The organism is Blastocatellia bacterium, from assembly GCA_025055075.1.
Taxonomy (GTDB): domain Bacteria; phylum Acidobacteriota; class Blastocatellia; order HR10; family HR10; genus HR10.
In genome coordinates this window covers 97,970-122,583 of sequence record JANWYV010000035.1, presented here as the reverse complement: position 1 = coordinate 122,583, position 24,614 = coordinate 97,970, and the positions used below count along the sequence as shown (strand labels likewise).

General features: G+C 60.6%; 23 protein-coding genes, 3 tRNA genes and 1 pseudogene. 20 read left to right on the top strand and 7 right to left on the bottom strand.

What is annotated here, in order from left to right; all coding sequences use genetic code 11:
* The 5 genes and pseudogenes from NZ746_09695 to NZ746_09675 all read left to right on the top strand — a co-directional run.
* On the top strand, window positions 1–1,242 hold a 1,242-nt coding region (locus tag NZ746_09695), incomplete at its 5' end, for a citrate synthase (protein MCS6817638.1).
* Window positions 1,243–1,308: 66 nt separating this feature from the next.
* Window positions 1,309–2,427, top strand: coding sequence for a site-2 protease family protein (locus NZ746_09690; GenBank protein ID MCS6817637.1), 1,119 nt, complete (start codon window positions 1,309–1,311; stop codon window positions 2,425–2,427).
* Between the two features lie 11 nt (window positions 2,428–2,438).
* Window positions 2,439–2,864: a thioredoxin family protein gene (locus NZ746_09685; GenBank protein MCS6817636.1), complete on the top strand. Its 426-nt coding sequence runs from the start codon at window positions 2,439–2,441 to the stop codon at window positions 2,862–2,864.
* Window positions 2,865–2,879: 15 nt separating this feature from the next.
* Window positions 2,880–3,110, top strand: a pseudogene (locus NZ746_09680) (thioredoxin family protein).
* Window positions 3,111–3,136: 26 nt separating this feature from the next.
* Window positions 3,137–3,661, top strand: a complete 525-nt coding sequence (locus NZ746_09675; GenBank protein MCS6817635.1) for an OsmC family protein — start codon at window positions 3,137–3,139, stop codon at window positions 3,659–3,661.
* Between the two features lie 160 nt (window positions 3,662–3,821).
* Here NZ746_09675 and NZ746_09670 read toward each other — a convergent pair.
* Window positions 3,822–3,910, bottom strand: a tRNA-Ser gene (locus tag NZ746_09670).
* A gap of 186 nt (window positions 3,911–4,096) precedes the next feature.
* On the opposite strand from NZ746_09670, the gene hpt reads away from it, so the two are divergent.
* Window positions 4,097–4,678: a hypoxanthine phosphoribosyltransferase gene (hpt, locus tag NZ746_09665; GenBank protein ID MCS6817634.1), complete on the top strand. Its 582-nt coding sequence runs from the start codon at window positions 4,097–4,099 to the stop codon at window positions 4,676–4,678.
* 37 nt (window positions 4,679–4,715) lie between these two features.
* On the opposite strand, the gene NZ746_09660 is transcribed toward hpt, so the two are convergent.
* Both NZ746_09660 and NZ746_09655 read right to left on the bottom strand, forming a co-directional pair.
* Window positions 4,716–5,894 (bottom strand): phosphopentomutase, encoded by a 1,179-nt coding sequence (locus NZ746_09660; GenBank protein MCS6817633.1) that lies wholly within the window; start codon window positions 5,892–5,894, stop codon window positions 4,716–4,718.
* A 163-nt stretch (window positions 5,895–6,057) separates the two neighbouring features.
* Complete coding sequence (locus NZ746_09655; protein ID MCS6817632.1) at window positions 6,058–6,792, bottom strand: C4-type zinc ribbon domain-containing protein; 735 nt, start codon at window positions 6,790–6,792, stop codon at window positions 6,058–6,060.
* A gap of 213 nt (window positions 6,793–7,005) precedes the next feature.
* On the opposite strand from NZ746_09655, the gene nth reads away from it, so the two are divergent.
* Entirely contained in the window at window positions 7,006–7,716 is a 711-nt protein-coding gene (nth, locus tag NZ746_09650; GenBank protein MCS6817631.1) for an endonuclease III, read from the top strand.
* 6 nt (window positions 7,717–7,722) lie between these two features.
* Here nth and NZ746_09645 read toward each other — a convergent pair whose 3' ends face one another.
* On the bottom strand, window positions 7,723–9,462 hold the full coding sequence (locus NZ746_09645) for an amino acid permease (GenBank protein MCS6817630.1): 1,740 nt from the start codon (window positions 9,460–9,462) through the stop codon (window positions 7,723–7,725).
* A 253-nt stretch (window positions 9,463–9,715) separates the two neighbouring features.
* Here NZ746_09645 and NZ746_09640 point away from each other — a divergent pair, with 253 nt between their 5' ends.
* Entirely contained in the window at window positions 9,716–11,827 is a 2,112-nt protein-coding gene (locus tag NZ746_09640) for a response regulator (GenBank protein MCS6817629.1), read from the top strand.
* Window positions 11,828–11,889: 62 nt separating this feature from the next.
* Here the strand turns inward: NZ746_09640 and lpxC are convergent, their stop codons facing one another.
* Together lpxC and serC are read right to left on the bottom strand one after the other, a co-directional pair.
* Entirely contained in the window at window positions 11,890–12,741 is an 852-nt protein-coding gene (gene lpxC / locus NZ746_09635) for a UDP-3-O-acyl-N-acetylglucosamine deacetylase (GenBank protein MCS6817628.1), read from the bottom strand.
* Window positions 12,742–13,095: 354 nt separating this feature from the next.
* Window positions 13,096–14,196: a 3-phosphoserine/phosphohydroxythreonine transaminase gene (gene serC / locus NZ746_09630; protein ID MCS6817627.1), complete on the bottom strand. Its 1,101-nt coding sequence runs from the start codon at window positions 14,194–14,196 to the stop codon at window positions 13,096–13,098.
* 115 nt (window positions 14,197–14,311) lie between these two features.
* On the opposite strand from serC, the gene NZ746_09625 reads away from it, so the two are divergent.
* From NZ746_09625 to NZ746_09610, 4 genes are all read left to right on the top strand, one after another.
* Window positions 14,312–14,725: a secondary thiamine-phosphate synthase enzyme YjbQ gene (locus NZ746_09625; protein MCS6817626.1), complete on the top strand. Its 414-nt coding sequence runs from the start codon at window positions 14,312–14,314 to the stop codon at window positions 14,723–14,725.
* A gap of 66 nt (window positions 14,726–14,791) precedes the next feature.
* The gene (locus NZ746_09620; GenBank protein MCS6817625.1) at window positions 14,792–15,496 is read left to right on the top strand and encodes a MotA/TolQ/ExbB proton channel family protein; all 705 of its coding nucleotides are present in this window, start codon (window positions 14,792–14,794) and stop codon (window positions 15,494–15,496) included.
* Window positions 15,497–15,505: 9 nt separating this feature from the next.
* Window positions 15,506–15,940 (top strand): biopolymer transporter ExbD, encoded by a 435-nt coding sequence (locus NZ746_09615; protein ID MCS6817624.1) that lies wholly within the window; start codon window positions 15,506–15,508, stop codon window positions 15,938–15,940.
* 10 nt (window positions 15,941–15,950) lie between these two features.
* Entirely contained in the window at window positions 15,951–16,391 is a 441-nt protein-coding gene (locus NZ746_09610; GenBank protein MCS6817623.1) for a biopolymer transporter ExbD, read from the top strand.
* Window positions 16,392–16,404: 13 nt separating this feature from the next.
* Here the strand turns inward: NZ746_09610 and NZ746_09605 are convergent, their stop codons facing one another.
* Window positions 16,405–16,758 (bottom strand): STAS domain-containing protein, encoded by a 354-nt coding sequence (locus NZ746_09605; GenBank protein MCS6817622.1) that lies wholly within the window; start codon window positions 16,756–16,758, stop codon window positions 16,405–16,407.
* A gap of 162 nt (window positions 16,759–16,920) precedes the next feature.
* On the opposite strand from NZ746_09605, the gene NZ746_09600 reads away from it, so the two are divergent.
* The 8 genes from NZ746_09600 to yihA all read left to right on the top strand — a co-directional run bounded on the left by NZ746_09600 (window position 16,921) and on the right by yihA (window position 24,571).
* The gene (locus NZ746_09600; GenBank protein ID MCS6817621.1) at window positions 16,921–18,879 is read left to right on the top strand and encodes an oligopeptide transporter, OPT family; all 1,959 of its coding nucleotides are present in this window, start codon (window positions 16,921–16,923) and stop codon (window positions 18,877–18,879) included.
* 48 nt (window positions 18,880–18,927) lie between these two features.
* Window positions 18,928–20,124 (top strand): ATP-dependent Clp protease ATP-binding subunit ClpX, encoded by a 1,197-nt coding sequence (gene clpX / locus NZ746_09595; protein ID MCS6817620.1) that lies wholly within the window; start codon window positions 18,928–18,930, stop codon window positions 20,122–20,124.
* Between the two features lie 67 nt (window positions 20,125–20,191).
* A tRNA-Lys gene (locus NZ746_09590) sits at window positions 20,192–20,268 on the top strand.
* Window positions 20,269–20,281: 13 nt separating this feature from the next.
* Window positions 20,282–20,367: transfer RNA gene (locus NZ746_09585), tRNA-Leu, on the top strand.
* A 120-nt stretch (window positions 20,368–20,487) separates the two neighbouring features.
* Window positions 20,488–21,798: a trigger factor gene (gene tig / locus NZ746_09580; GenBank protein ID MCS6817619.1), complete on the top strand. Its 1,311-nt coding sequence runs from the start codon at window positions 20,488–20,490 to the stop codon at window positions 21,796–21,798.
* 5 nt (window positions 21,799–21,803) lie between these two features.
* On the top strand, window positions 21,804–22,415 hold the full coding sequence (gene clpP / locus NZ746_09575) for an ATP-dependent Clp endopeptidase proteolytic subunit ClpP (protein ID MCS6817618.1): 612 nt from the start codon (window positions 21,804–21,806) through the stop codon (window positions 22,413–22,415).
* An 81-nt stretch (window positions 22,416–22,496) separates the two neighbouring features.
* A complete protein-coding gene (gene clpX / locus NZ746_09570) occupies window positions 22,497–23,741 on the top strand; it encodes an ATP-dependent Clp protease ATP-binding subunit ClpX (GenBank protein ID MCS6817617.1) in 1,245 nt (414 codons plus the stop codon).
* A 239-nt stretch (window positions 23,742–23,980) separates the two neighbouring features.
* Window positions 23,981–24,571, top strand: a complete 591-nt coding sequence (yihA, locus tag NZ746_09565; protein ID MCS6817616.1) for a ribosome biogenesis GTP-binding protein YihA/YsxC — start codon at window positions 23,981–23,983, stop codon at window positions 24,569–24,571.
* Window positions 24,572–24,614: the final 43 nt, after the last annotated feature.

Here is a 24,614-nt window from a genome sequence, read left to right as displayed (position 1 = left end):
GAGGTGCCGATTGAGGAGGGGGCGGTGCGGGCGATGGAGTTTCGGCGGGTGAAGGTGGGGGAGGGGGATTTTGGGTTGATGGTGTACGATCCGGGGTTTCAGAACACGGCGGCGTGTCGCAGTGGGATCACGTTCATCGATGGGGAGCGTGGGGTATTGTTGTATCGGGGGTATCCGGTGGAGCAGTTGGCGGAGCGGGGGAGTTTTTTGGAGGTGGCGTATTTGTTGATCCATGGGGAGTTGCCGACGCGGGAGGAGTTGGGGGCGTGGGAGTGGGAGATTCGGCACCATACGATTTTGCATGAGAGCATCAAGAAGTTCATGGATGGGTTTCATCACGATGCGCATCCGATGGGGATTTTCATCAGCACGGTGGCGGCGTTATCGACGTTTTATCCGGAGGCGAAGCGGATTGAGGATGAGGGGGTGAGGCGGAAGCAGATTGTGCGGTTGTTGGCGAAGGTGCCGACGATTGCGGCGTTTGCGTATCGGCATTTGCGGGGGTTGCCCTATGCGTATCCGGACAATGAGCTGTCGTATGTGGGGAATTTTTTGAACATGATGTTTCGGGTGACGGAGTTGAAGTATCGGCCGGATCCGGTGTTGGAGCGGGCGTTGGAGGTGTTGTTCATTTTGCATGCGGATCATGAGCAGAACTGTTCGTCCAATGCGGTGCGGAGTGTGGGGAGTTCGCGGGTGGATCTGTATTCGGCGATTGCGGCTGGGGCGGCGGCGTTGTATGGGCCGTTGCATGGGGGGGCGAATGAGCAGGTGGTGCGGATGTTGGAGGAGATCGGGTCGGTGGCGCGGGTGGGGGAGTACATCAAGCGGGTGAAGGCGGGGGAGGTGCGGTTGATGGGGTTTGGGCATCGGGTGTACAAGAGCTACGATCCGCGGGCGCGGATCATCAAGGAGATGGCGGATCGGGTCTTTGAGGTGACGGGGCGCAATCCCCTGTTGGACATTGCGTTGGCGTTGGAGCGGATTGCGTTGGAGGACGAGTATTTTGTGAGTCGGCGGCTCTATCCGAATGTGGATTTCTATTCGGGGATCATCTATCAGGCGATGGGGTTTCCGGTGGAGATGTTCCCGGTGCTGTTTGCCATCCCGCGCACGGCCGGGTGGATTGCCCAGTGGTTGGAGATGCTGCAGGACCCCGAGCAGAAGATCGCCCGCCCCCGGCAGATCTACATCGGCCCACCCCGACGCGATTACGTCCCTATCGAGGAGCGGGGGAAGTAGGGTAAGGGATGAGCAATAGGCGTTCCGGACGTTTTCGGAGCGCAGGCGTTCTTTCAGGAGCGAGCTGTGTTCGCGCATACCATTCGGTTGGGGCACATCTTCGGCATTCCGGTGGGACTCCATTATTCGTGGTTCATCGTCTTCGTGCTCGTGACCTTATCACTCGTGGCGCAATTTGCGACTGAGCATCCGGAATGGACGCGCGGCATCTCGTACAGCTTGGGCGTTGTGACGAGCCTTCTGCTGTTTCTCTCGGTCCTACTCCATGAACTGGGACACAGCCTTGTCGCTCTGCGCAAAGGGATTCGGGTGCGTGCGATCACGCTCTTCGTCTTCGGTGGCGTGGCGCAAATTGAGCGCGAGCCGAGCCAGCCGCGCGACGAGTTTCAGATCGCCGTAGCCGGGCCCGTGGTGAGTTTCCTTCTGGCCAGTGCGTTCTATGGCTTCTCTCGTGGGGTCGAGGGACTCAGCGAGCCACTTCAGGTACTCGGCCAGTGGCTGGGACGGATCAATTTCCTGTTGGCGGCATTCAATCTGATCCCCGGATTTCCTCTGGATGGCGGGCGGATTCTTCGCGCCGCGTTGTGGCACGCGACGGGGAGCTATGATCGGGGGACGCGCTTGGCCTCGGGAGCCGGGCAGGGGATCGCTTATCTCTTCATCGTGGCGGGTGTCTGGATCGCGTTTTCGGGGAATTTCGTGAGCGGATTGTGGATGGGATTCATCGGCTGGTTCCTCCTGAGCGCCGCACAAGCGACCGTCGCGCAACTCGATGTACGGCGCTTGCTGCGGGGGATTCGGGCTGCGGAGGCGATGACGACGGATTGCCTCTTCTTGCCCCGGGGAATGAGCGTGGCCGAATTGGTGGAGGAACATTTGCTGCGCACGGGGCGGCGCTGTGCGCTCGTGGTCGAGGATGATCGCCTCGTGGGATTAATCACGTTGCATCAAGTGCGGCAAGTGCCGCGCTCGGCGTGGGCGGTGACGCCTCTGGAGGCCGTGGCTATTCCGGAGGCCGAACTGCATGCCGTCCCACCGGAGATGGAGCTTGTGGACGTGCTCGCTTTGATGGATGACCACAACATCAATCAAGTGCCCGTCGTGCAAAACGGGCGGGTCGTTGGCCTCTTGGGGCGGGAGCAACTGATGCGTGTCATTCGTACCCGCCTGGAGTTAGGCGTGTAGAGGAGGGCGTTATGGGATTTTTGGATGAACGCATGCGGATGGAGCTACAACGACGATTAGCCGACATGGTGAATCCCGTGCGGCTCGTCTTCTTCACTCAAGAGCTGGAGTGCGCGACATGTCGAGAGACGGGCCAGCTCTTGCGCGAGCTGGCCGAGGTATCCGACAAGATCCGCCTCGACGTCTATAACTTCCAACTCGATCGCGAGCAGGTTGCGACTTTCGGCGTGGATAAGATTCCAGCGACGGTCGTCCTGGGGGAGCGGGATTATGGGATTCGCTTCTACGGCATCCCCTCCGGCTACGAGTTCGCCGCGCTCATAGACACGATCGTGGCCGTTTCGCGCGCCGATTCCGGTCTCTCGCCGGAGACGCGGGAGAAGCTGCGTCGGGTGAGCGCACCGCTGCATATTCAGGTCTTGGTCACCCCCACCTGACCGTATTGTCCGGCCGCGGTGCGGCTGGCACATCGCATGGCGATCGAGTGCGAATGGATTCGCGCGGATATGGTCGAGGTCTCCGAGTTCCCGTACCTCATTACGAAGTATCAGGTCATGGGCGTCCCCCTCACGGTCGTCAACGAGACGAGGTTCATCGAGGGGGCGCTCCCCGAGCCGCTTTTTGTGGATGAGGTGTTATCAGCATTGCCGACCTCCTCAGACGGAGGAGGAACTGGAACGTAGACCGATTCTTGTGCGAGGAGGGAGCGATGGGCGTGAACAATGTCAATACTGAAGCCGTCATGGCCTTCGCGGCCGATGTGCAGCGCGATCCTCAAGCAGCGAAGAAGCGGAAGCGCGTCGAGGGGGAATGGGTGTTGGAAGAAGGACAACCTCAGTTTCGCGCGCGGTTGGAGTATCCGGCGGGCGCAGATGTCGTCGAAGCTGATGGGGCACCGTTCATGGGGGGAGGTGGGAGGAAACCCGATCCCATTCAGTACTGCCTCTACGGCTTAGCATCATGTTTCGCTGGGACGTTCGCCACGCTGGCGGCGATGGAAGGGATCACGCTCAAGAAGCTGATTGTGGCTGCCGAAAATCGTGTGGACTTGAGTCGGACGCTCGGCCTTTCCTCTAATCCGATCATCGAGGGAGTGGAGATCACGGTTACTGTCTCCGCCGATGCGCCGCGCGAGAAACTGGAGGAGATCGAGCGGCTCGCGCGCGAGCGCTGCCCGGGAGCTTATTGCATCACGAATCCCATTCCGCTCACGACGAGCTTGGTCGTCGAGTAAGGAACTGGTCCATGTGGCCAGCGAATGAGAAGCGACCGTGGGCGCGACCACTTCTCGAGCGCGCTCTTTACTGAAGCGGTCGCGCCTTTTCGTCATCTCGCTCGTCCGACACGAAAGATGGTATCCCTGTTGGTCGCTGGACATGAGGCCACTTGAGGAGTGGCGGAGGGTGTGGGATTCGAACCCACATGGGCCGTCAGGCCCGCCGGTTTTCAAGACCGGTGCCTTACCGAATTCGGCCAACCCTCCGCATCGCTCTTCCCTTCCAAAGGGGGCCAATCCCATCGAGGAGTATATCGGTCGCGGGAGCCTTTCTTCAAGTGAGGACAGATCAACGAGGGCAAGATCATTTCACTTCGCGGGCTCGAGCGATTGACGCTTCGAGGGGAGCGGTCTATATTTCGCCTTCCTTATCGAGTGAAGGGAGAAGGGAACATGGCTCCGCAGACGGAGCGGATGTCGGAATTCTACAATCCGGACCTTGAAGTCCTCATTGATGAGGCGACACTCAAGCGTCGGATTGCCGAGCTGGGGGCGGAGATCACCCGCGATTATGCGGGGACGACGCCGCATCTGGTGTGCGTGCTCAAGGGAGCCGTGGTGTTCCTGGCGGAACTCATTCGCCACATTGATCTGCCGATCACTGTGGATTTCATCGCCGTCTCCAGCTACGGCAATGCGACGAAGACATCGGGAGAGGTGCGCATCGTCAAAGACTTGGATGAGAGCTTGGCCGGGCGCGATGTGCTGTTGGTGGAGGACATCCTCGATACGGGGTTGACGCTCAACTACCTCATGAACAATTTCCTCTCCCGTGGAGTCAAATCGCTGCGCATCGTTACGCTGTTGAACAAGCCATCGCGACGCCTCGTGGATGTTCCCGTTGCGTACAAGGGATTCGACATCCCGGATGCCTTCGTCGTCGGATTCGGTTTGGACTACGCCCAACGGTATCGGAATTTGCCCTTCGTCGCCGTGTTGAAGAACGTCTCGGCTGTGGATCCGCCAGCTCGTTAACGGGGGCTCGCGCGCGAGGAGATTCCGGAAGTGACGCTCACAACGCGCGCGGGCGGACAGCGATCTCAGCGAGGAAGCTCTCGCCGGCCGAGAGCCGAAGACCGAAGTTCTCAGCAATCGTCTGACCGATATCGGCCAGGGAACGGCGAATTCCCAGATCCACTCCTCGGCGCACGCGGGCTCCGTAGGCGAGTATGGGAACGTACTCGCGCGAATGATCGGTCGAAGGGGTCGTCGGATCGCACCCATGATCGGCTGTGAGCAAAAGGAGATCGTCTTCGCGGAGATGGGCTTCGATCTCCGGCAGGCGAGCATCGAATGCCTCGAGCGCGCGCGCGTAGCCTTCGACGTCGTTGCGATGGCCGTAGAGCATGTCGAAGTCCACGAGGTTGGTGAAGATCAATCCCGCGTCGGTCTCGCGCATGGCCAGGAGGGTACTCTCGATCGAGGCCATGTTGTTGCCCGCGGGGATCTCGCGCGTGAACCCGCGGTGATTGAAGATGGAACCCGTCTTTCCGACGGCGACCGTCTCCCATCCGGACCCTTTGAGCAGGTCGAGCAACGTGGGCGAGGGGGGATCAACGGCATAATCCCGCCGCCCTTCCGTGCGTCGGAAATTCCCCGGCGTTCCAATGAACGGTCGAGCGATGACGCGCCCGACGCGATGGGGGCCGTCCAGTAGACGCCGCGCGATCTCACACATCCGGTACAGCTCCTCGCGCGGGATGATCTCCTCATGAGCGGCGATTTGAAAGACGCTGTCGGCCGACGTGTAGACGATCGGACGTCCCGTCCGCATGTGCTCTTCGCCGAGTTCCCGGATGATCTCCGTTCCGGAGGCGGGCTTGTTGCCGAGCACTTTTCGTCCGATCGCCCGTTCGAAGGCCTCGATGATCTCCGGGGGGAAGCCGTTCGGATATGTGGGGAAGGGGAGATCTGTGATAATCCCAGCGATCTCCCAATGTCCGGTCGTCGTGTCCTTGCCCGCTGAAGCGATAGCTGCGCGTCCGAAGGCACCTTGAGGAGTCTCGACCGGAGGCAGAGCGACGGGCTTGATATTGGCGATCCCATAACGGCGCAAGTTCGGAACCTGAAGCGGGCGATAGGCGAAAAGATGGCCGAGCGTGTCGCTTCCCTGGTCACCATACCGATCGGCATCGGGCATTTCCCCAATCCCGACGCTATCGAGGACGATGAGGATGACGCGGCGAAAGATGCTCTCGGACATGATCAATTGAACCTCCCCTAGAGTCCTACGCGAATCCTCGCGGTGCGATTTTTATCCCTCTCGAACAGTGCGCGCCTCGGAACCTCCTCTCCGGAGGAAGACATCCCTCGGCCGACCATGGCGCCGGGTTCATTCGGACGATCGCATACCTTCACGCCACCGATTCGGAGCTTTCGACGGCGGCCCCGCGGTAATAGAGGATCCGGCTGCAATGGTCGCAGGTGAGGATCTCCTCGCCTTTGCGCACGTCAGCGTAGACTTGCGGGCGGATGGTCATATAGCACGCTGTACAGGACCCATCGCGCACTTCCGCCAGCGCGAGTCCGTCGCGCAGCTCGACCAAGCGCATGTAGCGGTTGAGCAAGTCCGGGCGGATCGTCTGCATGAGGCGCTCGCGCTGTTGCCGCATGCGATTCAACTCTTCGGTCAATCGCTCGACGGCTGTCGCGTATTCAGCCAGCAGCGCATCCACGTGTTGTCGCTTGGCCTCGATCTCCGGCGTTCGCTCTTGAACCTCCCGTTCGAGCGTCTCGATCGTCTCCAGAAGCTCCAGGATTTGCGTCTCCAGTGCGCTGACGAGCTTCTTGGCCATATCAATCTCGCGCAGCGCCGCTGCATATTCCGTCTGATTTCGCACGCGCATGAGGTCGTTTTTATACTTCTCCAGCCGCAGTTGGGCGTCTTGCAGGTCCATCTCCAACTGCCGATGCTGACGCTTGGAGGTCTCCAGGCGAGACTTCTTCTCCAAATACTCGGCGGCGAAGGTCTCAAATTCCCGCTCCAACTCGGCCCGCTTCGTCGGCACGGTGGCGATCTCTTCTTCCAACGCTCGGATCTTCAGATCTAGTTCTTGCAAGGCGATCAGTTTTTCCAGCTCCGGGTTCACAATCGCCTCCTCCCATATCGGTCTCGTCCCGAGATAGGGAAAGGGGGAGAGTGAGGAGTGACGTCGGGCCTTTTTCTCAACTCGCCTTGATTAACTGTCTCCCCTTCCATAAAGGTCACCGGTCATTATAGCACAGGGGCATCTTGACACGGAATGGCCGCACCACTACCTTATGGCGCTATGCCGAGAGGGAAGAGCGAGAAAGTCGAAACGATGGCGCAGGCTGCTCGCGCACGGCGGAGGCGAGGAGCAGGACCTGCCGCGGTTGAACCGCGCTCGCCCTCGCCCGAGGAACAGGCGCGGGCTCGAGAGATTCTCGCGCGGTTGCAGGAGAAATATCCCGTCGCGCGCACGGCTTTACATTTTCGCACTCCATTGGAACTTTTGGTGGCAACGATCCTCTCGGCGCAGTGCACCGATGAGCGGGTGAATCGAGTCACGGCCGAGCTTTTCCAGAAGTATCGCACGGCCGCGGACTATGCGGCCGCTCCGCTGCGTGAGTTGGAGCATTTGATCCGGCCCACTGGCTACTATCGGAACAAAGCGCGGGCGATCAAGGCCGCGTGTCAGAAGATCGTCGCCGATTTCGGCGGAGAGGTGCCAGCGACAATGGAGGCATTGCTCACGCTCCCGGGCGTAGCGCGGAAGACGGCCAACGTCGTCCTGCAGAATGCCTTTGGCATTCCCTCGGGCATCGTCGTGGACACGCACGTTCTGCGAGTTGCGCAGCGTCTTGGATTAACGAGGCACACGGATCGAGACAAGGTCGAGCGGGACCTCATGGCGCTGATTCCCAAAGGGGAGTGGATCGCATTCAGCCACCGGCTCATCTTTCACGGGCGAGAGACATGTCGCGCGCGCCGACCCCTCTGTGGGCAATGCGTGCTGCAGACCCTTTGCCCCTATCCGCAGAAGACGAAGTGACCGTTGCTATCTCCGACGCTTTCGCCCCAACCAAAGGCCGATGAGCAGCAGTACGGCCCCTCCGCCTAAGCCACCCACGCTTCCAACGCGAGTCAGGTGATACATTCGCATCGCGTAGGCGAGCAATGTGCTCGAATCGGTCTGCATGGCCTTCGCCATCAACTCTTGGTAATGGTGGCTTGCAGCGAAGCCGACAAGCGCCAAGATCATGAGGGAGACACCGAGCCCAGCGATCTGCAGCGGGCGTCGGGGCGTTTGCTGGCGAATCCATCGGCTGTGCGTGACCCCGTAGAAGACGTAGATCAGCAATCCCACAGCCAGCCAGAAGCCAAATCGAATCCAGGTGATACGCGGCAAGCTGAGCATCAGGTAAAGACAACTGGCAATGCCCAGAAGAGGAATCCAAGGAACAAGCGGCGTGCGGAATGGACGCGGCCGGTCGGGATCCGTATAGCGCAAGACGATCACCCCGGCACACACGAGGACGAAGGCGAAGAGCGTGCCGATGTTGGTCAATTCCGCCGCTTCCCCAATGTCCACGAAGGCGGCCGGAATGGCGACGGCGACGCCCGTGAGGATCGTCGTCACATAGGGCGTCTTAAATCGCGGATGCACGCGCGCGAATCGCGCCGGAAGCAGTCCGTCACGCGACATGGAGAAAAAGATGCGCGGCTGTCCCATCTGAAAGACGAGTAAGACGGAGGTCGTGGCCACGACGGCGCCGAAGGCGACGATCCCTGCCGCCCAATTCAGGTCAAGGATACGCAACGCGAGTGCCAACGGCTCCGGCACGTTCAACTCCGAGTAATGTACGAGCCCTGTGAGCACGGCCGCTGTGATCACGTAGAGGATCGTGCAGATGGCGAGCGAACCGAGCATACCCAGGGGCAGATCGCGCTGCGGACGGCGCGTCTCCTCCGCCGTCGTGGAGATGGCGTCGAAGCCAATATAGGCGAAGAAGACGAGCGCCGCGCCCGTCATGATCCCTTTCCAGCCGTTGGGAGCAAAGGGTTGCCAGTTCTCCGGCTTCACGTAGAAGAACCCGATCACAATGAAGAAGAGCAGCACAAGCAGCTTCACGGCGACCATCACGGCATTGAAGCGCGCGCTCTCTTTGACGCCAATGACTAGAAGGACCGTGAGCATTGCAACGATGGCGAAGGCCGGGACGTTGACGATGATGGGAACGCCAAAAAGGCGTGGGGCGTGCGCGACGATCTCCGGAGCATGCACGCCGACATTGTAGCTCACCGTGAGCCATCGCCATTCCGGAGGGATTTCCAGGCCAAGTCCGCGAAGGAGTTCAATGAAATACCCCGACCAACTCACAGCTACGGCGATATTGCCGACGGCGTATTCGAGGATCAGATCCCAGCCGATGATCCAGGCGAGCAGTTCGCCCAGCGTCGCATACGCGTAAGTGTATGCGCTTCCGGAGATGGGGATCAAGGATGCGAATTCGGCATAGCAAAGTGCACAGAAAGCGCAGGCGATGGCTGTCAGCACAAAGGAGAGGATCAATCCGGGGCCAGCACCGGGACGAAGGACTTGTCCGGTGACCGGATCCACGGTTCCGGCTGCCGCCGTACCCGTCAGGGCGAAAATCCCCGCGCCGATGATGGCGCCGATGCCAAGCGCCGTCAGGTCCCAGGCCGTGAGCGTGCGCTTGAGCCGATATTCAGGTTTCTCACTCTCGATGAGGATGGCATCTACGCTCTTGCGTCGAAAGAGTTCTCCGAGCATCATCCCTCCTGCCCACGCGCTCCGTCGGGCTCGCTGAGCCTGTGGCGAAAGGCGCCCGGCCCTGCAAGATCTCTCCGCCGTGAGCCGCGCACATGCACCTCGCGATGAAGCACAAAACCATATCCGAAACGAGGGAGAGAAGTCAAAAAGAGCCTTCGCCGGTCATGTGGCGGTAGCACCTTGACAAAAGCGCCGCCGTCGGAATAGGGTTATTGGCCCTGAATGAGAGCAGGTTTCGGAAGGTGAAAGGGATTCGATGAGCGAAATTTCGGAACCCTTAGAACGAGCAGAGCGCGTGGATACCCCTTTCCCCAAAAACATCCCTGCGGAAATGCCGCAGGCAACTGCGCGGGAGGTGCTTGTATGGCGCATTATCGAGCGGATGTATGAATGGCTCGATGCGCGAGAGATCGCGCGGCGCTCTCTGGAAGAGCTAGCCCGATTCCTCGACGTAGATCGCGCCGTTTTCGCCCGCATCGTCGAGGAGGAGGATTTGGTCGAGGTCGTTCATCAGTATCACAAGCCGGACGTTCCTCCTGTTCAACCGCGGTATCGGCTTTCGGACTACGCGCCGATTGTTGAAGCCGTACGTCGCGTGGGCGTGCTGGCGTTCCACGATGTGGAGGCGCATCCTTTAGCGCAGCCCGTGCTCTCGCTCTATCGCGCTGCGAATGCGCGGGCGATCCTGTACGCAACGATCCTTCGTGAGGACCAACTCCAAGCCGTTCTCTGGTTCACGATGACGGGGCGACCGCGGACCTGGAGCGCGGAGGAGATCGAGCTCGTTCGCGTCGTCAGCTATCAAGTGGGGCTCGCACTCCGACATGCGGAGCTGTATCAACAAGCTCGGCGCTTAGAGGCACAATATCGCAGCATCTTCGAGAATGCCGTCGTGGGGATTTATCAGAGCACTCCTCAGGGGCGAATCCTCGTGGCGAATCCGGCACTGGCGCGCATGCTCGGATATGACTCGGTGGAGGAGCTGCTGCAGGTGGACATCGAGCGGGATCTGTATGTGGACGCCTCCGAACGCCGGAGGAACATGGAGGTCTTACATCGCACGGGGCGACTCAACGGTGTGGAGTTTGCGTTGCGTCGTCGGGACGGTGGGCACATCTTCGTGCAGGAGTATGCGCGCGCGGTGACCGATGAGGAAGGGAAGGTACTCTATTACGAGGGCATGCTCGTTGATGTGACGGAGCGGCATCGGCTGCAGCAGCAGCTCTTGTATGCGCAGCGATTGGAGAGCGTCGGCACGTTGGCCGCCGGGATCGCGCACAATTTCAACAATTTGCTCACGGTGATCCTCGGCTATGCATCGCTTCTCCTGGCCCGAATCCAGCCAGACGATCCGGCGCGTCAGCCTCTTCAGGCAATCGAAGAAGCGGCGCAGCGAGCGGCCGAGCTAACGTCGCAACTGTTGCTCTTCAGTCGTCCTTCGACTGCTCCGCCTACCTTGGTGAAGGTGAACGACGTGGTGGAGAATCTCATGCGCTTGCTGCGCGGCTCTTTCGACGCCAGCATTTCCATCCGGACGGAGCTAGCGCCGAACCTGCGCCCCGTTCGCATCAACCCCGCGCATCTGGAGCAGGCGCTCATGAATCTCTGCGTGAACGCGCGCGATGCGATGCCGCAAGGGGGACTGTTGACGCTTCGAACGGGGAACGTCATTCTCTCGCCGGATCATCCGCGCGTGCGGGCGGGCGAGGCCTTCGCTGGCGAGTACGTGGTAATCTGGGTCTCCGACACCGGCGTGGGGATCGCGCCGGAGCAGATCCCGCGCATCTTCGATCCGTTTTACACGACGAAAGAGGTGGGGAAGGGAACGGGCTTGGGGCTCTCGCTCGTCTATGGCATCGTGAAGAACGCCGGAGGATTCATTGACGTCGAGAGTCAACTGGGGCGGGGGACGACGTTCGCGCTCTACCTGCCGGTGGCTTCGGAAGTGCTCGCGTCTGAGGTCTCCGAGGAGCCTTCGTGCGCACGTCCGCTCATTCTTCTCGTGGATGATGAGCCGGCAGTGCGGCGCGTCGCCACGCTCATCCTCACGCGCCATGGTTACGATGTGATCATGGCGTCGGATGGTGCTGAAGCACTTGAGATCTATCGGGAGCGGCAGAGGGAGATCGCGCTCGTGATTCTCGACGTGACGATGCCCCGAATGGGAGGATTCATGTGCTACGAGCGGTTGGTGCAGATGAATCCCCAGATGAAGGTCGTCCTTTGCAGCGGTTACGACGTGGATAATTTGGGAACGCGTCTCCCAGAGCATCCCCATGTGCGGTTCCTGCAAAAGCCTTATCGGATCGAGGAGCTGTTGCAAGCGGTCAGTTCACTCTTGGGCGAACTGTCTCGGCCTGTGGCGTAGCGCATCCGCATTCATCGGTATTCATCGGTCGGGGTGTGCACCCCGCTCAAATCCCAGTGGGATTAATCGGAGAGTTCCCACGCCGTAGGATCGCGCAAGAGGGCAGCCACGGCCATCGCGTTCATGGCGTGGCCGGGACGCCACGCTTCCACGCGCGCGAGCAGAGGGCGTCCGAGCAATGCGAGATCCCCGAGCAAGTCCACCATCTTGTGGCGCACGAACTCATCCGGGAATCGCAGGCCTTCCGAGTTGAGGAGGCCGTCGCGCGTGAGGACGATGGCGTTTTGCAGAGAACCGCCGCGAATGAGTCCCATCTGGCGGAGCTTCTCGACGTCTTCGAGGAACCCGAACGTGCGCGCGGGGGCCAACTCCTCGACGAACGTCTCTTCCGTGACGATCAACTCGCGGTGCTGTCGTCCGATCATCGGATGCGCGAACTCAATCGTGCAGCTCAAGCGAAGGCACGCATCCGGGGAGAAGGCGATGTATTTTTGGCCATCGCCCACGCGAATCGGCTGGCGAACGCGCAGATATTGTCGCGGTGCGTCGAGCGTCCGACGTCCGGCGCGCATGAGCAGTTCGACGAAGGGCGCAGCGCTGCCATCGAGGATGGGCACTTCCAAGGCATCCAGTTCGATGAAGGCGTTGTCCACGCCGCAGGCATAGAGCGCCGCCAGCAAATGTTCGACCGTCGCGACCATGACGCCTGCGCGTACGAGCGCCGTCGCATAGCTGACGTGCGCCACATATTGCGGCGAAGCCGGAACCTCAAATCCATCCAAGTCCACGCGGCGAAACAGCAGTCCCGTATACGCCGGAGCTGGACATAGCCTCAGCCGCGCGCGTACTCCCGTGTGCAGTCCGATCCCTTCGATTTCCACCGGACGCGCGAGGGTCTGTTGACGCGAGCGCATACGCGAAATCGGTAGCAAGCCTTGTGCCGAAGCTCTTGGGGCGGTCGTATCCCTATCCAAGTTTCGCATTCAGGAGAGATCAGCGCTTTGGAGAAAGCACGCTCTTCCTCCGCGTGTGGCGGATTCGCCACGGCGAGTGTGGTCAAACGGCGACACTTCTCGCAGGCGCGGCGTTCGGTCGAACTCTTCGAGGAGAGGAGAACTCGATTGCGCCCGCAATGCCCGGGATATTGATGACCGCGCTCAGCTTCCCTGTCGCGGCCGTCGGAGCGATCAATCCTTACTTGACTCGAGCGACGAGCACCGAGGAGGTTTTCCAGCCCCGGCTCGTTTGGAGGTGCGCTGTGGGATGAGTCACCGACGTCGGTCGTATCGCTCTCGGAATTCCTGCATGAAGTCGCAGAGGGCGCGAACCCCCTCAAGGGGCATCGCGTTGTAAAGCGAGGCGCGCAAGCCGCCGACCGAGCGATGCCCTTTCAATTCGTAAAGTCCGCGCGCTTCAGCCTCTCGCAGGAACGTTCGCTCCAATTCTTCGTTCGGCAACCGCCAGGTCACATTCATGATGGATCGACTCTCTGGATGGGCATGGCCGCGATAGAAGCCTTCGCTGTGATCAATGACGTCGTAGAGGAGTTGCGCCTTCTGACGATTCAAAGCGGCCATGCGCTCCAAGCCGCCGATCTCCCGCAAGAGCCAGCGCGTGACGAGCACGAGGATATAGATCGCGAACACGGGTGGGGTGTTGTAGACCGAGCGATGCCGCACGTGCACGCGATAATCGAGCATCGAGGGGAGGCCGTCCGGGATGCGGTCAAGCAGATCCTCGCGCAGCAAGACGATGGTCAGGCCGGCCGTTCCGGCATTCTTTTGCGCGCCCGCGTAAAGCAAGGCATATCGCTCGATGGGGATGGGACGTGAGAGGAAATCCGAAGAAGCATCGCAAATGAGTGGCACATCGCCCGTCTCCGGCTCCGTGGCGAACTGCACGCCCTGGATCGTCTCGTTCGAAGTGAAGTGGACGTAGGCGGCTTGCGGGTCGACGCGGATCTCATCTGCGCGCGGCGCGCGCCGGTATTGCTCCGACTCTCCACTCCAGAGGACGCGCACATTGCCCTCACGCCGCGCTTCCGCGGCAGCCCGTTCGCTCCAAAAGCCCGTGAGGATATACTCGGCGACCGCACGGCGACCGCGCAGCATGTTCATCGGGACCATCGAGAACTGCAGGCTCGCGCCGCCTTGCAGGAAGAGCACATGATAGTCATTGGGCAATTGAAGCAATGCTCGAAGGTTGGCTTCGGCTTCATCTCGAAGCTCTTCGAACCATCGGGAGCGGTGGCTGATCTCCAACACGGACATGCCGATACCCGGCAACGCCCGCAGGTGGCGCTGCGCTTCTTCCAAGACCGGCGCGGGAAGCATCGCCGGTCCGGCCGAGAAATTGTAGATGCGGTTCATGACGCAAGGGCGTTCATTATACGGGATGGTCCCTGCGGGGGCCAGTGCGTGAGAGCGAGGCTACTCGCGCGCTGTTGAAAAGCCTCCGCGACTTCGCTAAGATTTCCCTTTCGCTATGGCGGTTGAGACGAAGCAGGTGACGCTCCCGACGCAGGGGCGAGACGAGATTCGGGACATCACCCCAGAGGTCGCGCGGGCCGTTCGCTCGAGCGCGATCTCTTCGGGGACGGTGACGATTTTCGTGCCCGGTTCGACGGCCGGAGTGACGACGATCGAATACGAGCCGAACGTGGTCGCTGATTTGGCCGACGCCATTCGCCGACTCGTTCCGGAGAACATGCCGTATCGGCACAATGCCATTGACGACAACGGGCACAGCCATGTGCGCGCGGCCTTGGTGGGGCCATCACTTACGGTGCCGTTTGTGAACAAGGAGCTGCTGCTCGGTACCTGGCAGCAGATCGTCCTCATTGATTTCGACACGCATCCGCGTCAACGCCGCCTCATCTTTCAAATCGTGGGGGAATGAGTTGACTTTTCGGCCTCACATCGTACATCTTTGGGGCGAAACATGGCCAAGCCGGGAGAGTGAACCGTGGTGAGTCATCTCATCGTGAGCATACCGCTTCTTTTGATCGGATGGGGGACGCTCGTGGATTACTTCCAGCGAGGCGGTCCCGTCATGTATCCGTTGTTGATTTGTTCGCTGGCCGGGCTGGTGGTGATCATCGAGCGTGGCTGGGTGCTGCATCGGATCAAGGACGATGCGGCGGAGATCGTCAGCCGCGTCCGTCGCGCGCTGCATGCCCGCGATCTGGAAGGAGCCGTGCGGGTCTGCGACACCATCCAGGGACCGATTGCGAACACATTGAAGGCGGGGCTGCTGCAGGTCGGCAAGCCGGCCGAGGAGATCGAGCGCATCATGGGGATCGTGGCGACGCAAGAGGTGGCGCGATTGGAGCGATTCCTCTGGGTCTTGGCAACGGTCGCCAACATCGCGCCGCTGTTCGGTTTCTTGGGGACGGTGACAGGGATGATCAACGCCTTCGATCGCGTGGCGGAAGTGGGTCTGGGGAATCCGCGCGCCGTCGCTGGTGGCATCTCAGAAGCCTTGATCACGACGGCCACGGGATTGATCATTGCATTGCCGACGCAAGCGGCGTATAACTATCTGACCACGCGGGTGAACAAAATCTCCCTCAGCATGGAGACAGCCGGCGCCATGCTCCTGGAGACGCTCAAGGAGATGGAGCCCTATTTGCCACGGCCGGAGATTGAGACGCCGATGGCCGGACGCTGAGGACAACATATGCTGCAGTTGAGGAAGCGCATTCATCGGATCGCGCCGACGGTCCCGACGGCCTCGATGGCCGACATCGCCTTCCTGCTCATCATCTTCTTCTTGGTCACGACGGTGTTCACTACGGATCAGACGGTCGTGGATTTGCCGACTTCGGTCAATCGGGAAGACGTCTATCGCAACAGCGCGCTCATCACAATCACGGTGGATCGCGTGATTAAGGTCACCGATGGGGAGCATTCTGAGACGGTGCAGAGCATCGAGCAGCTCGATCGTTTCATCGCCGATGTGCTCCGGCGCACGCCCGATCGCCCCTTCGTCGTGAAGGCCGATCGCGCCGTGCCGTATCAACTGGTGGAGTTCGCCTTGGAACGATTGCGCTTGAGCCGGGCGCGAACGGTGTATTTCCTGACCGAGGGGCGTCCGCCGCGACGACCAAGTTGAGGAGGGTATCATGCGCGTCCCGCGTCGGAAGATCACCTCGGAGATTCCCACAGCCTCGATGGCCGACATCGCCTTCCTGCTCATCATCTTCTTCATGCTGACGGCGGCGTTTGCGGCCATCAAGGGGTTAAGCTTCGGCTTGCCGCCAGAGGATCCGAGCCTCATGGTGCATGTGCGGCCGGAGCAGGCGCTCTACGTCAAGGTCCTCGCCAATGGGCAGTATTTGCTCAATGAGCAGCCGATTCGCATCGAAGATCTTGGTCCGGCCATCAAGGGGAAGATCGAGCAGAACCCGAATACGCCGGTGATCATTGATACGGATCCGGAGGCTCCCTTCGAGGCGATGATCGCGGCCTTCGACGAAGCGAAATTAGCGGGGGCGAAGCGCATCTCGTTACCAACGCCGGCGGATCGCCTGCGCTGGCGCATGCTCTCCGGACGCGGGCGATGAGCGCCGTCGCAGCTCAGTGCGCGAAGCTCTTGAGAGCTGCTTCCTCGGAGTCGAAGGATTCGAAGACGGAGATCAGCTTAGTGATGGTCAGTAGGTCCTGAATGCGCGCCGTCAGATTCAACAACTTCAGCTCACCTCCCTCCCGGCGTACCGTCGTGTAGGCGCGCACCAACTCGCCCAATCCGGCGCTGTCCATATACGGGACGTTCGCCAAGTTGAGGAGGATCTTTCGAACGCCCGATTGTAAGAGTCGGCGAATGGCCTCTCGCAGTTGTACGTCGCCCTCCCCAAGGAGGATCTTCCCATCAATGTCAAGGATCACTACGTCATCGTGCCGTCGTTCCGTGATCGTCATCGTCCCTGCCATCCTCCTTTTCTCGGATCGGTCGCAGGCATTATAGGTGACGGCCGCGCGGCACGTCAACGAGAAACCCGCGATGGCCTCTTGAAGGCGGAGGGGGAATCCCGTACACTACGTCGGGCGCGCGGTGGCGTTGCCCGAAAATTTCAGCGGGGAGGGAAGGAGACGATGAATCGCAAGGACACGCCCTACATTCCACCAGAGCAAACGATGCCCGAGTTGACGTTTCGTTCGCTCTTCATTGGCGTCGTGCTGGCGATCATCTTGGGAGCCGCCAATGCTTACGTGGGGATGAAAGCGGGGTTGACCGTGGCGGCCACGTTCCCAGCGACGGTGATGGCTCTGGCCCTTTTGCGGCCGCTTGGCGGTGGCGTCCTCGAACAGAACGTCGCGCGCACGACGGCCTCCGTGGGAGAAGCGTTAGTGGCTGGCGCGATCTTCACGATCCCCGCCTTCCTGCTGACGGGCGTATGGGCGGAGTTCAACTACTGGGAGAGCACGCTCATCATGCTCGTGGGCGGGACGCTCGGCGTCTTGTTCATTACGTTTCTGCGCCGCGTGCTCGTTCACGACCCGGAGCTGCCGTTTCCCGAGAGCGTCGCTTGCGCGGAGCTGACCAAGGCTGGTCAGGCGGGACAAACCGGCGCCAGCTATGTCTTCGGCGCAATGGGGCTGAGCGCTGTCATCGAGATCTTCAAAAACGAAATCGGGATCAAGGTCATTCAAGAGTACGCGCGAGGATTCCTGCCTTTTCGCAAGTTCGCCTCTCCAATCCTCCCTGACGTGCAGCATGGGGGAGGGATCGTTTGGGTGACGCCCTCAGCGTCGCCGATGCTGATGGGCGTGGGCTTCATCATCGGATGGCGATTGGCCGCATTGGTCTTCACCGGAGGGGTGATCGCGTGGGGATTGCTTGTTCCGCTGCTGTTGTTCGCGGGACCGCATTTGGAATCGGCCGTCGGAAGTCGAAGCTGGATGGATCTGGCGATGACGGTGTGGCGGCAGCAAGTGCGCCCGCTCGCCGTTGGAGCGATGATCGTCGCCGCTTTCTACACGCTCTCTCGATTGCGGCAAGCTTTGCGCTCGGCGTTCGCGCACGCTGTGCACGATCTGCTCCGCCTCCTTCGAGGAGGGAGCGCATCTTCGAGCGAAGTGCTGCGCACGGAGCGAGACTTGCCTATGGGCGCGGTCCTGCTGGGCATTCTTGGCTTGACCATTCCGATCAGCATCCTCTACGGGTATTTCACCGAGCGCGTGGGGGCAGCCATCATCACGACGCTTGTGATGCTCGTGGCTGGGCTTCTGTTCGCGGCTGTGGCCGGATACTTGGTCGGGTTGATCGGCAGCTCGAACAATCCGATTTCGGGGCTGACGCTTTCGACCCTGATCATCGCCGGATTGATCCTGTTGAGCATCGGCGTCAGTGGCGAACGCGGTGTGCTCGCCGTGCTCGGTGTCGCCGCGGTGATCTGCTGCGCGATGGGCATCGCTGGTGACATGATGCAGGATTTGAAAGTGGGCCAGTTGCTCGGCGGCACGCCTTGGCGGATGCAACTTGGGGAGATGGTCGGCGTATGGATTTCGGCGTTAGTGCTGACGGTCCCGTTGATTGTCCTGCACCGGACCTATGTCATTGGCTCGGATCAACTGCCTGCGCCGCAAGCTGGATTAATGGCGATGATGTCACAAGGTATCATGGCGGGACAGATGGCATGGCCGCTCGTGCTCATGGGAGCATTCCTGGCGGTAGCGCTCATCTTGCTCCGCGTGCCGTCGGTGATGCTCATTGCTGTCGGCATGTATTTGCCCTTCTATTCGACGGCGGCCATCTTCGTCGGGGGCCTCTTCCGTGCGCTCTTGGAGAGCGTGCTCCGACGACACTCCCTCTCCGAAGGGGAACGCGAGCGGATCGAAAACGTGGGGACGCTCGTGGCCTCGGGGTTGATCGCTGGAGAATCCATCACCTCGATTGTGCTGGCCTTTCTCCTCATTGGAGGAATCACGCTCCCCAAACCCGTCGTCGGGGCAACGCTCATGAGCGGACTCGCCTTGCTTGTCTTCGTGATCACAGCTGTGGCGTTAATCGTCCCTCCGCTTCGAGCCGCGCGTGCGAATCGGAGCGCTTGACGACGGCAGGGGTTTTCTCTACATTGCAACCTTCGAGGTCATGAGGTTATGGCCAGGCGCGTGCAGTATTGCTTCTTGTGTGGGCGCGCGGAGACGACGTTCGTGAGCATCGGCCCGGATGCGGCCATCTGCGTGCGCTGCATTCGCGCGTTGAATGCGGCAGCCGATTCGGTCGTCGCGCGGCAGCGGTCGCGCACGGAACCGGAGCCGTGGGTTCTTCCCCGTCCGGCGGAGATCAAGGCGTTCCTCGATCAATACGTCATCGGGCAAGAACACGCCAAGCGTCGCGTCGCGCTCTCGGTCTATCAACACTATCGTCGGTTGCAATTGCTCGATCAGGGACAAACTGATGTCGAATTGGAGAAGAGCAACATCCTCATGATCGGCCCGACAGGGACCGGCAAGACGCTCATCGCGCGGACGCTGGCGAAGTTCCTCAAGGTGCCGTTCGCCATCGCCGATGCCACGACGCTGACCGAAGCCGGCTATGTGGGCGAGGATGTCGAGAACGTCCTCACGCGATTGGTCGTCGCTGCGGATGGGGACATCAAAGCCGCCGAACGCGGCATCGTTTACATTGACGAGATCGATAAGATCGCGCGCAAGAGCGAGAGCCCTTCGATCACGCGCGATGTCTCTGGCGAGGGCGTGCAGCAAGCTCTCCTGAAGATCATCGAGGGGACGATGGCGACGCTGCCGCCATTGGGCGGGCGCAAGCATCCGCAGGCGAATCAGGAGCAGATTGATACGACGCACATCCTCTTCATCTGCGGTGGGGCGTTCGAAGGGCTAGACAAGATCATCCAGGATCGGATTTCGAAGAAAGGAGGAATCGGCTTCACCGGCCGTCCGCCTGGACAGGATCAACGCCTGGAGGTCCTCACGGAAGACCTGCTGAAGTACGGGCTCATTCCAGAACTGATCGGACGGTTGCCGATCATCGTGACCTTGGATCCGCTCGACGAGGAAGCGCTCGTGGACATTCTGGTGAAACCGCGCAATTCCCTCATCAAGCAGTTCAGTCGGTATTTCGAAATGGAGGGAGCGCGCCTGACGGTCTCCGAAGAAGCGCTGCGCCGCATCGCCCGCGAGGCCTTGGCGAAGAAGATCGGCGCGCGCGGATTGCGGGCGATCTTAGAGCGTCTGTTCGAAGACGTCCTCTTCGAGCTGCCTGGACAAGGAGCCGGATGTGTGTATCATCTCGGTGAAGACCTGGTCGTGCGGCGCATCGAGCGCGCGGCCTGAGGCGCCCATCTTGACATCGAGGCCGTCTCCGGGCTACATTTTTGACGCTCGGATCTTTGAAAGCGGTGGGCCGTTAGCTCAATTTGGTAGAGCAGCGGACTCTTAATCCGCGGGTTGGAGGTTCAAGTCCTCCACGGCTCACCAGTGTCCCACCTTTGCGAAAGTGGCGGAACTGGGAGACGCGCCAGACTTAGGATCTGGTGGCCTCGTGCCGTGGGGGTTCGAATCCCCCCTTTCGCACCACGATGCAGGTCCTTCCCGGTCTCCATTCGACGCGATCCAAAAGAAGAGCGGCGTTTGGTTCCTTTGAGAAGGTGAACGGGTTTTTGCTGGTCGAGAAAGAACGGGAGTTGAAGGTTCACGATGGCGCCGAAGGTTGAGGTCCGGGACATCTCCGAATGCCGGAAAGAGCTGTTCATCGAGTTGCCGGCCGAGGAAGTTCGCGCGGAGCTGGAGAGCGTCTATAACGAGTTCGCACGGCGTTTGACCATTCCCGGATTTCGACCGGGGCGCGTGCCCCTCTCGGTGGCTCGGCAGCGATTCAAGCGGGAAGCCCAGGAAGAGCTGCAACGCCGATTGATCCCCCAATTGATCGAGCATGCCCTCTCCCTCCATCAATGGCGATTGGCTGCCAGGCCGGAGATCGCCGATTTCGCCATCTCGGACACAGAACCGCTCCGCATGCGGGCGATCGTCGAGATCTTCCCTCACATCGAAGTGCGCGCCTATCGAGGGTTGCGAGCTGTCAAACGCGTGCGTCCGGTAACCGATCAGGAGATCGAAGAAGCCCTCGAGCGACTACGCCAAGCCCATGCCGTTTTGGTCCCTGTCGAAGGTCGACCGGTGGAGATTGGGGATCAAGTCACGCTGCTCGTCACAGCCGAAGAGAGAGATGCGGAGGGGAAGTTCATTCGTCGTCTTCTCGATCGAGAGGAGTTGACATTGGAGCTGACACCAGAACAAGTGAGTGAGGATCCGTTCGCGCGAGAGGTGGTAGGTTTGATGGTCGGACAAGAGAAGACTTTCTCGCTGCCGGCCGATTCGGGGAAGACGATTCGGTATACGGTCAGCGTGACGGAGGCGCGGCATAAGGAGGTCCCAGAGCTGGATGATGAATTCGCGCAAATGGTGAGTCAGCGGGCGGAGACATTGGACGAGCTGCGCGAGCTGATCCGACAGGAATTGGAGCGACGACATGCGGCGGAAGCAGAGGCCGCCTTGCGCGAGCAGCTTCTAGATCGGCTCCTCCAGGAACATCCCTTCGAGGTCCCGCCGACGGTGGTGGAACGCCTGGCCCGTGAGCGCTTGCAGCGCTTGGCGCGGGCGCTGGCGGCGTCCGGGGAAGCGCCAGCCGCGGCGTCCCTCGATTGGGAGCAGATCGCGCGTCGTCGGGTCGAAGAAGCGGCGCGTGATGTGCGCGCGATGCTGATCTTGGATCGGATCGCCGAACAAGAGGGGATCGAAGCGAGCGATGCTGAGGTCGAAGCGGAGATCGCACGTTGGGCTGCTGAGCGGCAGATGCCGGCATCGGAATTGAGGAGCCGCTTGACAAAGGAGGGGGGGCTCGATACCATCAGAAACGAGATTCGGAGACGAAAGGCGTTGGAGGTCGTCGTGGCGGCTGCCGAGGTGGAGACCGAAGTGGCTCCCCCGGCCGAGGAAGAGCAGGAATGAGGGGTATGCGATACACGGATTACGATGCGTTGATTCCCATGGTCGTCGAGCAAACGAGTCGAGGGGAACGCGCCTATGACATCTTCTCTCGTTTGCTCAAGGACAACATCATCTTCATCGGCACGCCCATTGATGATACGGTCGCGAACCTAGTGATCGCTCAGTTGCTCTTTCTGGAGGCTGAGGACCCGGATCGCGACATTTCCCTCTACATCAATAGTCCCGGAGGCTCGATCACGGCCGGACTGGCCATCTACGATACGATGCAGTTCATCCGCCCCGATGTGCAGACGATCTGCGTCGGACAGGCGGCCTCGATGGCGGCCGTGCTCTTAGCCGGAGGAGCGAAAGGGAAGCGATTCGCTCTGCCGAACTCACGCATTCTCATTCATCAGCCTCATGCGGGAGGGATTTCCGGACAGGCGACCGATATTAAGATCGCCGCTGAGGAGATCTTGCGCATGCGACGGTTGATCTCCTCGATCCTGGCTCGACATACGGGCCAGCCTTTGGAGGTCATCGAGCGGGATGTGGAGCGCGATCTGATCATGACGGCGGAGCAGGCCGTCAGCTACGGCATCATTGACCACGTCATCACCCATCGCGGAGAGACCTGAGGTGAGGCCTCGCCGATAGCCAGGAGGGGATGGTGGCGCGAGCGCAGGCCTAGGGAAATTCATGAGCAAGGAGAGGAACCCATGGTGCGAAAAACTGGGGAGGTGGCGCGATGCTCTTTCTGCGGACGATTCCAGAACGAGGTGAAGAAACTGATCGCGGGACCGAACGTCTACATCTGCAACGAGTGCGTCGAGATTTGCAACGCGCTCATGTGCGAGAACACCGTCCTCTCCGACGTTATCGAGCCCCCTCCGCAGCCTAAGCTTCCCAAGCCGACGGAGATCAAAGAATTCCTCGACCAATACGTCATCGGGCAAGAGGAGGCGAAGAAGAAGCTCGCCGTCGCGGTCTATCAGCATTATAAACGCGTCCTCATGAATCGGACCACGAGCGATGTGGAGATCCAAAAGAGCAATATCCTGCTCATCGGGCCCACGGGCACGGGCAAGACCCTGCTCGCGCAGACGCTCGCGAAGATGCTCGACGTCCCCTTCGCCATCGCGGATGCGACGACGCTGACCGAGGCCGGCTATGTGGGCGAGGATGTAGAGAACATCATCTTGCGATTGGTTCAGGCGGCCAATGGTGACGTCGAGCGGGCGCAATGCGGCATCATCTACATTGACGAGGTGGATAAGATCGCTAAAAAAGATGATAGCCCTTCGATCACGCGCGACGTCTCTGGCGAGGGCGTGCAACAGGCTCTTCTGAAAATTCTCGAAGGTACCATTGCGAACGTTCCTCCCTATGGAGGGCGCAAGCACCCTCATCAGGAGTTCATTCCCGTAGATACGACGAACATCCTCTTCATCTGCGGGGGGACCTTCGTCGGGTTGGAGAAGATCATCGAGCGGCGTTTGGGCGGACGTTCGGTGGGCTTTCGCGCGGAGATTCGTACGGCCGCCGAACGACAGCGGGAGAACATCCTCGCGCATGTGCAGCCGGAGGATTTGATCAAGTTCGGCCTCATCCCGGAATTCGTCGGGCGGCTTCCGGTGATCGCCACCTTGCATGAGCTGGACGAGGCCGCTCTGGTGGAGATCCTCACCAAGCCCAAGAATGCCATCATCAAGCAGTATCAGAAGCAGTTCGAGTTCGACAACGTGAAGCTGCGCTTCACCGAAGATGCCTTGCAGGCCATCGCGCGCGAGGCCTTCCGGCGCAAAGTCGGCGCTCGCGGCCTCCGCATGATCTTGGAAGAGCTGATGCTGGATGCCATGTATCTGCTGCCGGCGCAGAAGAAGATCCGGGAGTTCGTCGTCACGCGCGAGATGGTCGAGAAACGATGCGTCATGTTTCCGCTTCTGGAGAAGAAGGCGGGGTGATCGGTCGGGCGCGATCCGTTCCCCTATGCGCGCGCTCAACAGTTGGGTGTCCAAGGCGGTGATCCATCGCCTGCGCGTTCCCATCAGCGAAGCGGGATCGTTCCTGGGCATGGTGGTCGCGTCGGGACGAAGGAGACCGTTGAGCGGTCGGTCTCGATCCCGATGTCTTCGACGCTTGCAAAAGCCGATCTCAATCTGGTGAGAAGACGAGGGCGCCTTCGCCCTCACCCGAGGCGGCTATGAAGATCGCGTCCGCGCGCTTCCATGCGAGCGTCTATCGGCTGGAAGATCTCCCGCGAGATGAGAAGCCGGAGATCGTTTTCCTCGGGCGCTCGAACGTCGGGAAATCGAGCGTGATTAACAGTCTGTTGCAGAAGTCTCATCTGGCGCGCGTCAGCTCTACTCCGGGACGGACGCGCGGCATCCATTTCTATGCGATCAACGAGCGCTTCTACTTCGTGGACTTACCGGGATATGGATACGCCGAAGTCCCCCACTCCTTGCGTCGGGCGTGGCGGCGGTTGATCGAGGGCTATTTGGAGAATCGCCCCCAAATTCGCCTCTCCGTGCTCATCGTAGATGCGCGTCATGAGCCGACCCCCTTGGATCTCCAGATGCGCGAATGGTTGGAATTTCATCGGCTGCCGTACATTGTCCTATTGACCAAGGCGGATAAGCTCTCGACGAATGAAGTGAAGCGCTCGGTGGAGCGCGCGGCGCGCGTCTTCCCTTCTGTGGTGATCATCCCATACTCGGCGCGGACGGGATTCGGTCGCGAGGCCGTGTGGCGGGAGATCGAGGAGGCCTTGGCTCGCCTGCCATCTCGTTAGGCGAGGGGGTGGCCACGCGCTTGTCGTGCGGAGAAAGGGGGAT